This window comes from Blastopirellula marina (genome assembly GCF_002967765.1).
GTDB classification, from domain to species: domain Bacteria; phylum Planctomycetota; class Planctomycetia; order Pirellulales; family Pirellulaceae; genus Bremerella; species Bremerella marina_A.
The window spans coordinates 877,691-891,873 of record NZ_PUHY01000012.1; the positions used below are offsets into that span (position 1 = coordinate 877,691).

15 protein-coding genes are annotated in these 14,183 nt (G+C 52.4%); 11 read left to right on the forward strand and 4 right to left on the reverse strand.

All coding sequences use genetic code 11. The features are described 5' to 3' along the window. The first annotated feature begins 48 nt into the window (after window positions 1-48). The 3 genes from C5Y83_RS20120 (at window position 49) to C5Y83_RS20130 (ending at window position 3,418) form a co-directional block, all read left to right on the forward strand. Window positions 49-810 carry an ATP-binding cassette domain-containing protein gene (locus tag C5Y83_RS20120; protein WP_105331534.1) on the forward strand — a complete coding sequence of 254 codons (762 nt, stop codon included), beginning with the start codon at window positions 49-51 and terminating at the stop codon, window positions 808-810. 114 nt (window positions 811-924) lie between these two features. Then, window positions 925-2,487 (forward strand): ABC transporter permease/substrate-binding protein, encoded by a 1,563-nt coding sequence (locus tag C5Y83_RS20125; RefSeq protein ID WP_105331535.1) that lies wholly within the window; start codon window positions 925-927, stop codon window positions 2,485-2,487. A gap of 139 nt (window positions 2,488-2,626) precedes the next feature. Next, complete coding sequence (locus tag C5Y83_RS20130; RefSeq protein ID WP_233207293.1) at window positions 2,627-3,418, forward strand: class I SAM-dependent methyltransferase; 792 nt, start codon at window positions 2,627-2,629, stop codon at window positions 3,416-3,418. A 113-nt stretch (window positions 3,419-3,531) separates the two neighbouring features. Here the strand turns inward: C5Y83_RS20130 and C5Y83_RS20135 are convergent, their stop codons facing one another. From C5Y83_RS20135 to C5Y83_RS20150, 4 genes are all read right to left on the reverse strand, one after another. Next, on the reverse strand, window positions 3,532-4,656 hold the full coding sequence (locus C5Y83_RS20135) for a prenyltransferase/squalene oxidase repeat-containing protein (RefSeq protein WP_105331537.1): 1,125 nt from the start codon (window positions 4,654-4,656) through the stop codon (window positions 3,532-3,534). A gap of 362 nt (window positions 4,657-5,018) precedes the next feature. Next, complete coding sequence (gene groES / locus C5Y83_RS20140) at window positions 5,019-5,306, reverse strand: co-chaperone GroES (protein WP_105331538.1); 288 nt, start codon at window positions 5,304-5,306, stop codon at window positions 5,019-5,021. Between the two features lie 227 nt (window positions 5,307-5,533). After that, window positions 5,534-5,779 (reverse strand): hypothetical protein, encoded by a 246-nt coding sequence (locus C5Y83_RS20145; RefSeq protein ID WP_105331539.1) that lies wholly within the window; start codon window positions 5,777-5,779, stop codon window positions 5,534-5,536. A 125-nt stretch (window positions 5,780-5,904) separates the two neighbouring features. Further along, window positions 5,905-6,579, reverse strand: coding sequence for an endonuclease III domain-containing protein (locus C5Y83_RS20150; protein ID WP_233207294.1), 675 nt, complete (start codon window positions 6,577-6,579; stop codon window positions 5,905-5,907). Between the two features lie 166 nt (window positions 6,580-6,745). Between C5Y83_RS20150 and C5Y83_RS20155 the strand changes: the two genes are divergently transcribed. From C5Y83_RS20155 to C5Y83_RS20190, 8 genes are all read left to right on the forward strand, one after another. Further along, entirely contained in the window at window positions 6,746-7,486 is a 741-nt protein-coding gene (locus tag C5Y83_RS20155) for a CPBP family intramembrane glutamic endopeptidase (protein ID WP_105331541.1), read from the forward strand. Between the two features lie 76 nt (window positions 7,487-7,562). Next, on the forward strand, window positions 7,563-8,438 hold the full coding sequence (locus tag C5Y83_RS20160) for a hypothetical protein (RefSeq protein WP_105331542.1): 876 nt from the start codon (window positions 7,563-7,565) through the stop codon (window positions 8,436-8,438). Further along, window positions 8,422-9,321 (forward strand): hypothetical protein, encoded by a 900-nt coding sequence (locus tag C5Y83_RS20165; protein ID WP_105331543.1) that lies wholly within the window; start codon window positions 8,422-8,424, stop codon window positions 9,319-9,321. Before C5Y83_RS20160 ends, C5Y83_RS20165 begins: the two co-directional genes overlap by 17 nt. A 56-nt stretch (window positions 9,322-9,377) precedes the next feature. After that, entirely contained in the window at window positions 9,378-10,265 is an 888-nt protein-coding gene (locus C5Y83_RS20170; protein WP_105331544.1) for a hypothetical protein, read from the forward strand. Window positions 10,266-10,608: 343 nt separating this feature from the next. Next, window positions 10,609-11,373: a hypothetical protein gene (locus C5Y83_RS20175; protein ID WP_105331545.1), complete on the forward strand. Its 765-nt coding sequence runs from the start codon at window positions 10,609-10,611 to the stop codon at window positions 11,371-11,373. Further along, window positions 11,358-12,464 (forward strand): hypothetical protein, encoded by a 1,107-nt coding sequence (locus C5Y83_RS20180; RefSeq protein ID WP_105331546.1) that lies wholly within the window; start codon window positions 11,358-11,360, stop codon window positions 12,462-12,464. Before C5Y83_RS20175 ends, C5Y83_RS20180 begins: the two co-directional genes overlap by 16 nt. 213 nt (window positions 12,465-12,677) lie before the next feature. Further along, window positions 12,678-13,340, forward strand: a complete 663-nt coding sequence (locus C5Y83_RS20185; protein ID WP_105331547.1) for a hypothetical protein — start codon at window positions 12,678-12,680, stop codon at window positions 13,338-13,340. Then, entirely contained in the window at window positions 13,337-14,143 is an 807-nt protein-coding gene (locus C5Y83_RS20190; RefSeq protein ID WP_105331548.1) for a hypothetical protein, read from the forward strand. Before C5Y83_RS20185 ends, C5Y83_RS20190 begins: the two co-directional genes overlap by 4 nt. Window positions 14,144-14,183: the final 40 nt, after the last annotated feature.

A 14,183-nucleotide genomic window follows, 5' to 3' on the forward strand; every position in this document is an offset into this window, starting at 1 on the left:
CCATAACTGTTAAGCGGAAACTAGTCCTACCAACAATCGGAAGAACCGATGATCGAGTTGCAAGATATCAGCAAATCCTGGGATGGCGGCCGCAGCTTCGCCGTTAAAAACGTTTCGCTGCAAGTTCCGACTGGCAAGGTGCTGGCATTGCTCGGTGGTAGTGGCAGCGGAAAAAGTACCACCGTGAAGATGATCAACCGCCTGATCGAACCGACCTCGGGCAGGATCTGGGTCAACGGCGAGGACATCACGCAGCAGGATCCCGTCCAGCTGCGGCGCCGAATCGGTTACGTTTTTCAAAGTATCGGCCTTTTGCCGCACATGTCGGTGGCTGACAATGTCACGCTCTTGCTAAAGCTCGAAGGGGTGCCCGCTGCCGAGCGGAACGCGATCGCCAATCGCCTGCTCGATATGGTTGATCTGCCGTCGGCTACCTATGCCAATCGCCGTCCGAGCGAACTCTCAGGTGGTCAACGACAACGGGTCGGATTCGCTCGGGCACTAGCCGCCGAGCCGAAAGTCATGTTGCTGGACGAACCGTTTGGAGCGCTCGATCCAGTAACTCGAGATACGCTGCAAATCGAATTTCAGAAGATCCAACGCTCGCTCGGATTAACAGCCGTGATCGTCACACACGACATGGCCGAGGCACTACTGTTAGCTGATGTAATTGCCGTAATGAACGAAGGAGAAGTGTTGCGAATTGGCTCTCCGCGCGAACTGCTACAAAACCCTGGCGACGACTATGTCGCTAGGCTCCTAGAAACGCCCCGCCGTCACGGTGAATTGGTCCGAGAACTGAGTGCCTAGCTGGTTTGTTCCTCCAGTCACCCTGGTCTTCCCGCCTCGCTTCCACGCTCTAATGCTTCTGTTCCCTAACCTCCTGCTTAGTCGGAAGGACGGGAAAAGAAATAGGTGTCTGTTATGTTTGCTGCCGATTTTTGGGCTCGTGTGCCGCATCAACTTAGCTTCCTCCCAGATCGCTTGTGGGGACATGTGTTCCTAGCTTTCTCCTCAATTCTGGCAGGCGTACTCATCAGCATTCCGCTAGGGATCTACTGCTCGCGGCGACCGAAGTTCGAGAAAGTGGCCGTAACAATTGCGAACATCATCCAGACGATTCCCGGTATGGCTTTACTGGCTATCATGGTCTTCGCACTCGACCGGACTGGCATGGTTCCAGCATGGATTGCCTTGGTCTTATATAGCATTCTGCCGATCTTGCGAAACACAATTGCCGGGATGAAAACGGTTGACCCTGGCTGTTTGGAAGCGGCGGACGGGATTGGGTTGAACAAGTGGCAACGCCTGCGGATCGTCGAACTTCCCTTGGCTGCTCCAACCATCATCGCCGGCGTCCGAACTGCCTCGGCCTGGGTCGTGGGTGCTGCGACACTGGCGTATCCAGTCGGGGCAACCAGCTTAGGTGACTACATTTTTGCCGGTCTGCAAACCAGTAATCCGGTTGCGCTAATGGTCGGTTGTGTTTTCTCGGCTGGCTTAGCGCTGCTCCTTGATGGCATCTTGGGAGGGCTTGAGATTGCGTCGCAGAAACGAAGCTTAACCTGGGCGTTAGGTTCGGTTGGTTGCCTGGTCTTGGTGGCGATCAGTCCTTTGATGTTGAAAGTGTTTCAGCAGGACAAATTGCTGACGACGACCGATCGAGAGATCGCTTCGAATGACTTCGTCCAGGAGCGGCCGTACGTGATCGGAGGTAAGCCATTCACGGAGCAATACATTTTGATCGATTATTTGCAAGGCGTTTTGGCAGAAGAGAATCGTGAGACTGCGGTGAAATCAGGCTTGGGTTCGACCGTCGTATTGGATGCCTTGGAACGCGGCGATATTGATTGCTACGTCGACTACACGGGGACGTTGTGGGCAACGGAAATGCAGCGAACCGATAACGTTTCGACTGCCGAAATGATGATCGATATTGGAACTTATTTGAAAGAGGGTAGTGGTGTCTTGAACCTGGGACCACTCGGTTTCCGCAACGACTATGTTTTCGCGATGCGAAAAGAACAAGCCGACGAACTGGGTATCCAATCGATAGGGGATTTGGTCCCTCATGCCGACAAGCTGACGGCGGCCTGTGAGATTGAGTTCTGGTCACGACCGGAATGGGCCAACGTCCAGTCGAAGTATGGTCTCCAGTTTGGTAATACCAAATCGATGGATGCGAATTTGATGTACGGAGCGTTAACTCGCGGAGACGCCGATGTGATTGTGGCTTACCGCACAGACGGCCGCTTGGCCTCCGGAGAAATCGTGGAACTCGCGGATCCGCAATTCGCGTTGCCGCCTTACGATGCCGTGTTACTGATCTCCCCCCGACTGGCCAAAGACCGAGCGGCCACCGAAAAACTACGAAATCTGGTCAACACGATCTCGACCGAGAAAATGCGTAAAGCCAATGGTACGGTCGACATCGATAAGAAGCCGATCCCGGAAGCGGTTAAAGTTCTGAACAGTCAAGCCTCGTAGGCTGGTATCGGTCGCGGGGATCTCAGGGCACAATAAGCTCTTTGGAAGAAGGATTCGCCACACAGTATTCCAACAGCGCAAGGCGGCTTGGTGGCAAATCCTTCTTCTCTCTCTCAACTCTCCATCGAGAAGAGCCGCTTTGCCGTACTCTGACGCCGTCGATTGCTACGACTATCCCCAGTATTGGGACCTTTCATTCCGGGATGAAACGCCTATGGAATGTGACTTCTTCGAGTCGGCGTTCAAGCAGTTTGGGGAAGGACAATTTCGCCGTGTATTGGACATCGGTTGTGGTGGCGGTCGAAATGTGGTCGAGATGGCGGCTCGTGGTTACGACGTGCTCGGGCTTGATAACAACGAGAAGTCGCTTAAGTATCTTGAGAAGCGTCTTAAGCGTCGCGACTTGGGGGCTGAGATTCTGACCGCTGACATGGCGAATTTCACGCTCGACAAACCGATCGATGCGGCCCTTTGCACATTTAATACATTCCGGCACCTAGTAAGTGAGAACGACGCACTCAGTCATTTGCGAAGCGTGGCAAAGGCGCTTCGCCCAGGCGGACTTTACATTCTCGGTTTTCATATCATTCCCCTCGATGCCGATCCCGAGTGCCATGAACGTTGGACCGCGCAACATGGCAAGACGAAGGTCACCACCACGTTGAAAGTCGTTCGCTTCAGTCGTGCCGAACGTCGCGAGATCTTGCGGTTCAACCTGCATATCCGAAAGGGTGATGAGGTGCTGCGACTTAAGACCGAGTACCCATATCGTTTGTATACGGGAGACGAGTTCCGCAAGCTGCTTCGAAAGGTGCCAGAGCTTGAGATCCGCGAAGTCTACGACTTCTGGTATGAGATCGATCACCCGGTTCCATTTGATCACGAGTTAAGCGACGCGGTCTTCGTGCTGCAGAAGAAAGTGGATGCGTAACGCTCTGGTGTAAGATTCTTGTTCGCATCAAAGCGGATAACGGTAAGTACATAGAAAAAGCCGCCGTAATGTATCACGGCGGCTTTTCATATTTCGTTGGCCTTTACACCAAATTATTTGTCGTCTTTTTGCAGGTGAGCCAGGGCCAGCAATGTGTAGCCGGTCACCAGGTTGGGATCACCTTCCATCCAGCGTTCCGCATCGTTCACCCAGCTGCCGTTTTCTTTCTGGACGCTGATCAGTTGATCGGTGAACTCCGTTCGCCAGTCGTGCTTGGTGCCGTCTGCAGTGACGAAGGTGTCTTCGCCGTACGCATCCAGAGCTTTGGCAACCGTCTGGTAATAGTAGTAAAGGCCCGTCTCGCCCATGCCTGGGTTTTGCTTGGTGTCGTAGTTCTTGGCCAGCCAGGCGATTGCCGCTTTGACGCGTTCGTCATCTTTATCGACGCCAGCGTAGATCATGCTCTTCAGGCCAGCGTAGGTCATCGAACCGTAGCTTCTTAGACCGCCGTTTTCGGTCGGACCAGCTTGGCTGTTACCACCAGCTGCGATCGTGTAGTAGAAGCCACCATCCGGGTTCTTCGGAGCGAACTCGAATTGGTTGTGTGGCGACTCTAAGTTTTGGCAACGGCTGACGAAAATCAGCGCCTTTTGCATGGCTGGATCGTCGGCGCTGGTGCCGCTGGCCTTCAATGCTTCCATCAGGAAGGTGGTATTCGACATATCAGGGCGCGAGTGACCACCGTAGCCAGCACCACCGTAGAATGGATCGTCCTCGCTCTTGTCTTCCTTTTCGTCCCACTGCAGACCTTTGAGAAATGCATTGGCGTTTGCAATCAGTTCGTCGTACTGACCATCTTTGTTGGCAGCGCTGAAGGCCAAAAGGGAGAGGCACGTTTCATAGTTGCGGTGTCGGGTACCTTCAACATATATCCCACCATCTGGCTTCACATGCTTTTCCATCGCATCCAAAGCCTTCTTCACGGCGGGATCCAAGGTGGTGCGGCCATGTTCCAATAGACCCAACGTACAGATCGCAGTGACGCCGATGCCGGTGTTGCTACTGAACGTACCGTCGGCGGCTTGTCCTTGGTTGGTCAGAAAGTTAACAGCCTTCTGGACTGATTTTTCGTAGGCGGAGTTATCGGCAGCTTGCAGAGCAGCCGGAGCGAGTAAAAGCGAAGCAACCAGCATCGCGGTGCATAGGGAGCGGAAAGGGCTTACGAGCAACTGAGACATGAACGAATCCTCATTCTCTAAGGGGGACCAAAATCAACGCGGATGACACAGCCAGTGGTCATCGGGCGGATTGCTAGGTGCTCGTGGCTACTGGGATGCAGAAGCGGATCGACCGCGCGGAGGTCAATAGATACAACCCCGATCCCAATTTGGCACCGTTGCGAAGCCCAGGGCGAATCATAATATTCACCATGAAACCAAGCACTGGACCCAATATTGTAGAGCGCCGAATCGAATTGGGCCAACCGGCACGACCGAGATTCAGGGCGTCCGGTGCCTGGTGAAAGCATCCTCAATAGAGGGGGTTGAGCGCTAAACCTCTAAGACAAGGGGATTTAGCGAGATGCCAACACTTTCCACTGTTAACTGCGAATCGCCAAGATGTCCCCTTCGGCCATGATCAGCAGTTCTTCACCTTCGACCTTGATTTCGGTACCAGCCCAGCCGCTGAAGAAGACTTGATCCCCTTCTTTCACCGAAAGGGGGGATTTGGTGCCATCCTTCAAGACGTGACCATCGCCGACGCTGAGAACGCGGCCCTGTTTCATCTTCTCTTGAGCACTGCCAGGCAAGACGATGCCGCCGGCTGTGGTTTCTTCCGATTCCATCCGCCGGACGACCACATTAGCTCCCAGGGGAACAACTTTCATACTTGCTTCAGCTCCAGAGACAGAAAATCAAGGGACATTCGGAATAACAAGGTTTCCGGAAGAATGATTCTGACATCCCGGTGCCTAGCTTTCAAGAACTGACGAATCACAGAATGTAGATGGTTGGCCCATTACGGGGGGTGATTGTTCGGTTTAGGGGGTTCCGGCAGAAGAAAGTGCTAGCAAATGAAAGACTTTCGACCGCTTTATGGGATCCTGCCATCGAGTTATCGATTCATCGCAACCGTGACCGCAATGCTAAGCCAAATGCCGACTGCAGCAATTCCGATGAGGATCGGAGCCACGATCTTTACCATCATTGGCAGCGATGTTTGAAACAGCGAAATACTGATTCCGTAGGCCATTCCTCCTAATCCGCCCCCGATTGCGCCACCAAAGGCGACCAAAATCAACGGCCAACCGCACAAGAAGTGGGCCCAAATCGGGACGGGGACTTTATTCGCTGGTCCCATTGAGAATGTTCCTTGCTGAAGGGAGAGAGCCAAATGTTCCTCATGTTGCCGTATCATGGTCCGTGAAGACATCGTTGCCAAGACAAAAATTGGGGTTTCGTGTTTTTGTCCTCACGATTTGGCAGTTAGATCGGCTCTTGGATCCCTGATTCTGGCAAATAACACTCCAGCGGGCAGCCTTGGCACTTAGGTGTCTTGCGACAGAACTCGTTGCCGGTACGAACGATGAGGGCATGGAATTCGTTGTAGTGCTCGACCTCAGCGGGAACTTCGTTGACAAAATGTTCCTGAATCTGATGGTAGTCTGCCTCCCATTCGATCCAGCCATGCCGTTTTAGAATCCGGGCCGTATAGGCGTCGACCACGAAAGTCTTTAGGTTTCCGGCGTATAGCAGGATTGAGTCGGCGGTCTCTGGGCCAATGCCGTTGATTGCCAACAGTTCTTCGCGCAGTGTGGAAACATCGTGGCTGAACATCCACTCAAGGTCACCGTCGTACTTCGACATAACATGACTGACCAGGTTATGCAGCCGCTTCGCCTTGAGGCGGTAATAACCCGAAGGGCGAATGATCTCGGCGAGCTCTTCGACCCGCGTCGTATCCAGGCGGCCAAGATGAACCAAGTCGGCATCTTTAAGATTGGCGATTGCCTTCTCGACATTCTTCCACGAGGTATTCTGCGTCAGGACTGCCCCGATCATGATCTCCAGTGGCGATTCTCCTGGCCACCAATCTTGCGGGCCGTAATGCTCGAGCATTTTCTCGAAGACGGTGTTCAGCGAAACGTTCGAGTCAGTCAACGGTGAAGTCCTAGGCAGCATGAATGAGGAGATGAGTGTCCGGTCGTAACAGTTGTTCCAGTCAGGGGCTTAGGAATCAAGTCCCAGCCGGGCAAGTTCCGACTCGTATTAAATGACCTAAGCTCTCTCTCTGAACGCATCAAGATCGTCAGTAAAGCAATTCTCCATGCCGGCAACGGAAGTGGAACTCGAACAACTCCCGATGAACTATTGGCAGGCCACTTCACGCCCGCTGACTAGTTTGATCTTTGTGCTGCCAATGTTGGCAATTTACGAAACGGGCATCTTGCTGCTGGGGCCCGAAGCGATTCGCAATGGAGTCGACGTCTGGCTACGGCAGTTTCTGGGCCTGATGGGACTTGGTCAATACTTTCTGTTGCCGGTCCTGACGATCGCCATTCTTTTGGCGTGGCATCACTTGAAAGAATACCCCTGGCAGTTCAAGCCGACCAATCTTCCGTTGATGGCGGCGGAGTCGATGGTGCTCGGTTTGTTTCTCTTGTGTCTGGCCCACTTCCAAGCGTCGGTGATGAAGATGGAAGTAGTCGCTGCCGCCACCTCAGGCCAAGTCGACATGACCACCAAGCATGTGGTCGCCTATTTTGGAGCAGGTATCTACGAGGAACTGCTGTTCCGCTTGATGTTGATCCCAGTGCTGATTCTATTCATTCAGGGGTTTGCATTCCCAAAGGTGGTCGCCACGTTCGCAGCGATGATGATCAGCAGCTTGATCTTTGCGGCGGCCCACTACAACTTCTTCGTTTCTGGCGGCGACTCGATCGATGCCTATTCGTTTCTCTTTCGCCTCTCTGCCGGGCTGATCTTCGCCTCGATCTTCGCCCTCCGCGGCTTCGGCATCGCCGCCGGCTCGCACGCGATGTACGACGTGCTAGTCGCTTTCTCTTAACGAAAACCCTCGCCGGCAATTGACGTGCATTTCCTCCAAACGCTCGATATAACAGGTCGGAAGGAAGAGGAATGCTATGTCGGAATCAGAAGAACCTGCTAAACGGACCGGTCGTTGGCCGCTAAGTGTTGGGACATTCTTGGCGTCGTTTTTGTTGCTGGCGTTGCTGCTGGGATGGTGGGCAGACCATCAGCGTCTCGCGAATGAATTGGTGGATGCCAAGCTCGATCGAGAGGTGAAATCGCGGCAGATCCAGCGGCTGCGGGAGGATCGTTTCGATGCTAGATTCCAAGCCTTCAGCAGTTTCTCTTGGGAAACATTTGAGTCGAAGTGGACACCTGATACGTACGTCGTAGCGGTTGAGGAAAATCGAGATCGTGATGCATTACCCGCTTTGAGCAACGCCTTGTTTCTATCCGAGGAGGCTAGCCTCGATGCCGTGGTTGAACGTTTGATCCCGAAGGTTCTTTCGCCTTCGCCTCAGGTAAGGTTCAATGCACTCGCAACGCTTGTAGCCCAGTATAGACCCCGTTCAAGTCGGATGGAAAAACATACGCAGAATCTTACCGACGTCATCTTGGTTCAGTTGCGCGAGTCAAAGGACAATGTTGAGGAAGTCAAAACGGTACTTGACGCTTTGAAATCGATCGGTGCGAATCCGTCTCAAGCTGCCATCGATGAAGTTGCGAAAATCATGAACGACGGCCACCACCCGTTGGCGGTGCTGGCGACCTTGACGGCGGGCAAGATGGATGTTTCGCTGAAAGTGGGGCCACGTTTAATCGCCTTGATTGATCAAAAACACGAAGATTGGGCATTGGCCGCGAAGCATCTACACGAGCATTTTCCCAAGGCCGAGGCGTACGAATACCTGAAGTCGAAGTATCGCGAGCCGAAGTTCGGGCCGAACCAACTGACCTTGATCGAGGCAATGAATGAAATCGAGTGGTAGCCACGAGCCTGGTCACACGTCACGTCGGTTCCGGTTCTGGCAATTGCGGTTGAGTACGTTGCTGGCGATCGTGCTGCTGTCGGCCGTGGGAATGGGATGGTGGTCGGATCACGTCCGAATGGCTGAGGAACTCGCGGATGTCAAGCTCGACGCGGAAATGAGGTTTCGTCAGGTCAAAGACCTTTCCGGCAATTCTTCAGCAACGAGTTATTCTGTATCACGCAGCAGCGTCAGCTTTTCTGGTGCAGACTTCGAATCGAAATGGACACCAACATCCTTCGTCAAAGCCGTTTGCGAGCATGGCGACCATTACAATCTTTGGGGGATGGAAGAGGAGCTATCCCGTGCAGACGACTCCGATTTTGACGCAGTATTTAAACAGTTGGTCTCGCTCTTGCCATCTGCTATTCCGCCGTTGCGGAGTGAAATTCTTAATATCTTGGGAGTTCAATATCAGTTGAATTCGCAGCGGATGCAATTGTACGATTCAGACTTCACCAAGGTGCTCCTAAAGCTTCTCGATAATTCGCAATTCGATTTTGATCGAGGACAGGATGCCTTGTGTTCTTTGAGGCTAATCGGTGCCACGGAATCGAGTGATGCAATCGAAAAAGTTAAAGGCATCATGGAAAACGACGACCACCCATTGGCCGTTGAAGCGACAATAACGGCGGTGCGTTTGGACCCAACGATCGAGATTGGTCCCCGCCTCAAACAGCTTGTCGAGATCAGGCACCCGCAGTGGAGCACAGCCGCCGAGAGCTTGCATCACCATCTGCCGGATGAGGAAGTGTACGAATTTCTGAAAAGTGAATATGCCCAGGCCAAGACCGAGAACGACAAGCAAACGCTTGCTGGGGCGTTGAATAAGTTGGATCTGTGAAGGTCATCGCAGCTAGGCGGATCGATCATGTTTCAAAAAGGGGAACTGTCCTAAGCATGTCTTCTGACAATAAGACTTTCGTTCGTGTTGTAGCTTGGCTGCCGTGGATAGGTTTGCTGCTTGCCCTCGGTTTGTTGATCGCAGTGGCGCTGCGTTGGAGTTCGGAACAAGCTCGTTTTGAACGTGAGTTGGCCGAGGCCGAACTGGAGATCGATATCCAGTCGCGTCAGATCAAATACTTTAAGCAGCTTCCTCTCCGGATTTCTGGTGACGTCGGAAAGCCTGAGATGACGGCTACCCAGTTCAAGCGTACTTGGACAACCGAAACATTTCTCGAGGCGGCTCGTGAGTTTGAGAATAAGAAGGTCGTACAACAGTTGGGGCGGCAATTAAGCTGCGCGGATGATGATGAGTTTCATCCGATCATGAAAGAGCTCATCCCGCTGATGGCAGACGAGCAGATGCAGGTCCGCAGGAATGCGATGCTGATTGCCGATAAACAATTTACGGCATTCACGATGGAGCGAGCAAAGAGCTACCGAGAGCCACTTTCTGAAAACTTGCTGGCCGTCCTAAAGCGAGATGCCGCTAATCAAGAACAAGTATCACTCGCATTGGAACTGCTCCGAGATCTTGGTGCCAATACGTACCCAGGGGCCGTCGAGGTCGTAACGGCAATCATGGAGCAGGACGATCATCTCTTGGCGTTGGATGCAGCACTCGTTGCCAAGACGATGGACGATTCCATGGACATCGGACCGCGCCTAGTCGATCTCATTGAGGAACGACATCACGACTGGGTGTCCGCTGCGATGCATCTACAGCATCACGTGCCCCCGAAGCAGGCTTACGCGTTCTTACGGTCGCAGTTTGTTGCGTCCAACAACGATTCAGACCGCGACGAGATTGCTCGGGTAATGTCCTTCATCAGTCTCGAAGAGTAGCGATCGTTGAAGGATATCTTGGTTACACAAGAATCGCCTGACCGCAGCCGACATCGAACGGACCCCCTCCAGTTCGGCGTGGCTGCGGTCAGGTTTTCTACGTAGCTGCGCCTTCCTGGGAACGCAGCTACCTAATCGATCGAACGGCAATTGTTGGAACCTGACCGTTCGATCGTTCTTCCTCCTCACTGATGTATCGCTCGCGGCCGCGAGAGTGACGACCCGTTTCCCCTGCGAGTCAAAGAGGTTATCAGTGAAATTCCCGACTGGTTGCACAGTTTCCGCCGAAACCAGTGGGAAATGATGCGGTAGAGGGGTATAACATGCCTCGGGAGTAAGCTTTATGTCTGAAGCGGAACAAAAAAAGACAAGCCTCAAGCGAGCATTCATCGCGATCGGTTTCTCGGTCGTCACGCTGTTATTCACGCAGTTTCTCTTTGTGCAGTCGCGAATCGCGGTCTTGGAGAACGAGTTACATTCGTTGGATCTAAAAGTCGAAATAGCCCGAAAGAAAGCGAAAAGGGACGCGGAGACTGCTGAATTTGCAATGGAGACATTGCAGTTTTACAACGCCAAGCTGGACGCCGAGAATGTCGTTGAAACGGTGGTTGTTAAGCTGCAACCAGAAAATGTTTTCCCATTCACATACCGCGAACTCAATTTGCAACTGGCTCAGGCCTCAGATGCGGACCTACAAGCGATCGTTGACAAATTGACCAAGCGAAGGTCAGGCTCGTCGATGAAGGAACGAATGGCTAGATCCTCCGTTTGTCGTTTCTTCGGTCGATTTGCGGAGTTGTATCCGAAACGTACTGAGGCGATCGCTCCTAAAGTCATTTCATGGCTCGTTGGCCAGGTCGATTCGGATATCTCCTACGAGGTTGGCAAGGTACTGCCTGCTTACGGTTTGACAGTCAAGGAAGCGAAGGCCATGGCTAAGCAAAAAAATGCGGTGGATGCTCGAAATCGGGCAACCTACTTGGGGCCAGTATTGACAGTAATGTTGTCGCCGCCAGTAGATACTCGGCCGATCGCTTTTTGGCTCGATCTTCATGCCCAAGAAATTGCGGACGATTTCGGGAGGAGCTATCGATGGACGACACGTTAGAACACGATTTGCACCACCGATACTTCGAGCGGTCTGGAGTCTTTTTGGCATGGGGACTGGCCATTGGGATTATCCTCGTAGGTCTTACTCTGCAAATCGGTTTTGATTCGCAATTTCCCAATCAACGCGTCAAGGAGTTGGAAACTCAGATTGCCGAAGCGAGTCAGCGGCTTGAGCAGCTTAAGTCCTTGCCCCGAGGGAAAGATACGTTAACAACCGAGGAACAGCATGAGTTACAGGCCATGCAGCAGCTTGTCCTGCAAAAGGTACAGGATGGTGTGCCAGTTCCCCTGGGGCCTCTATTCGTAGAGGTGGCGGAACTAAGTTTGATCGAAGAGCTTGAGCGAGCTTATTTGCCACTCTTGGATAGTCCCAATCCATACCATCGATTGGCTGCGGCCGGAGCGCTTGTTGATTTGGCCAGAGATCGTCCTGAACAGTTGCTGGCAATTCTGCCCAAGGTAACTGAAAACTGTGTTTACGCCGTTGGCTACAATCTCACAGACATTCATCACACGGCATTTAGTGCTCTCGATATCAAGGTTGACTTTCGGCAAGAAGCGATCACTGAGACTCGAAAGTACTTGAAAAGCGACGATCCGGCGATCCGAGTTGGCGCCGCGGAGTTGTTGATGTACGTCACGACTATAGACCTTCGCCTTCGAAGTGAATTCCAAACTCAGTTATTTGAATCGCTAATTCCTGTTATCGAATCAAAAGGAGATTCCTATCTCGTTTATAGCTCTGTTTATATGTTGAAATCCATGGGGCCTGAGGCGGCTCGGCTGATTCCCGTGCTCCGGCAAAGGATAAAACGAACGCCAAGTTGGGAGCAGCCCACCTACGCAGAATACTTGCTGGAAATCGACTCGAGAGATAAGCAAGCAATCCAGCTCTTGATTGACGCGATCTTGAGTGATCACATTAACGCTAGGCAGGCTGTGCGCATCCTGGTCGACCATGTTGCCGAAGCAGACCTACGACAGGCAATTGATCAAACGGTACAGAGGCGACGTTTGAGTGAGGGAAAGCGAGCCAAGTTACTGAGTATCCTGGACGAGATCGAAAGGAATTCAGCTGCACCCGATTGAGAGGCCGTAATGTTTTCGATTCCAGTGCAGCTTGGCACTTCTTTGGTCGCGAGCTGCGAAATGGATAGGACCAGGAATACTTGGAGTTCGTGGTCCTCTGCCCAGACGTCGAAATAACGTCGTGGACAATCGCGATGATCGGGCCAAAGTATATGCCCGGAGGGATAAGGCGAAGCAGATTTCGGCGAACCATCGAACTAAATAGGTAGTGAGATGATGGGTTCTGAACGAGCAAAAGCGAAGTGGCGACTGCAATATCCCTTGTGGGTTGTCTTGTTTGCGGTCCCCGCCGTCATTGCTTGTGTGATTGGCTATTGGTCCGCTCGTTCGCGGATGTATACAGAGCGTGAGCAGCTACTCGCGCAGGCGTTACAACTTCATAATGAAGCCCGCATTTATGAGCAGCAAGCCACTCAGATTCGTCTCGCCCACGAATGGAACGAAACGAGATACCAACATTGGCAGTCACCGGAATCAGTTGTGAGATTCATTCGTTCTTCTTCAAAGCTTGCTGATTTTTCGAATGATGTTCCTCGTAAGTCGTTTGACCTGTCAGATTTGATTTTCTTCTTTGCTCAGGCGAGTGATCAGGACCTGCGTACGCTCATGGACAAGCTTGAGGCGATGGACGTGGAACATTGGCCTCAAACGAGAGCTCGTCGATTGGAAGTCTTAGGAATGATGCCTGAGCAGATACCGAATCGCTTGAGTCTGGTCGAGCAATCAGCGAGAAGGCTAATTGAACAAGATCGCAGCCATCTCTATCCAGCCGTTGCGTCCCAAGCATTGATCGCCTGGGAGGCATTCGAGAAGGCCGCGCCGGAGACAACAGCCCGATCGCAATCGGAAAATGTCTACCAGGAGTTGGGACGATGAAGCCAAATACGCGACCTTCGAAGTCGAATTCGGGCATCAATCGTTCGATTCGCATTTGGACCTGGTGGCTTGTCTTAGGCTTATCGCTTCCCGCCGTGTATTACACAGCACGGTATGTGTATCGCGATCTATCAGCGATTGCCCAAGAGAATGAAAGTCTCCGTGTTGCGCAACGGTGGTCCGAAAGCGTCATTGCCGGGCACGAAAAGGTGATCACCGATTACGAAACTTGTTTGCTTCGGCGAATGGAAGACGAACTACCCCTGGAGTTATCGTGCCCTTTAGAACGCCTTTCAACACGTGATCGACTGATTGAAGGTCTTCTGGCGCCCGTTGAGAATAAGAGCAAACCGTGGCAGGTCAAACGATTCGAGAATCTCCATACGCTTATTCAAACCCCTGAACAAAAGATACGCTGGGCTCCTAGGGTTGTTGAAATGATCGACGATGGCCTCGTGGGCGAGCCTCATTCATGTTGGGCGACTTTTCAACTATTGGCGTCTTTCGGCTCTGCTGCTAAGTCGGCTATTCCCAAACTCGAACGGAAGATCGACTACGAGTATCCACAAGGTGTTATCGATGTTGGTAGTACCATATTGGCAATCGATCCGAACTTCGACATGATGCCCCATTTGGTCAAGACAATTGAAACGCACCCCGATAATGGTCCCAAAATCACGATGTTCCTGAAACGTGTCATTCCTCGAGAGCACGCCATTAGAATGCTCCGTCAGGCGATCGATAAAGCAACGGATCCGGCTCAACGGAATCAGCTCAACGATGTGTTGTTAAGCATTCTGTAGATTACTATGCCCACGATAGACGACAGCACAAAAGAGTTTC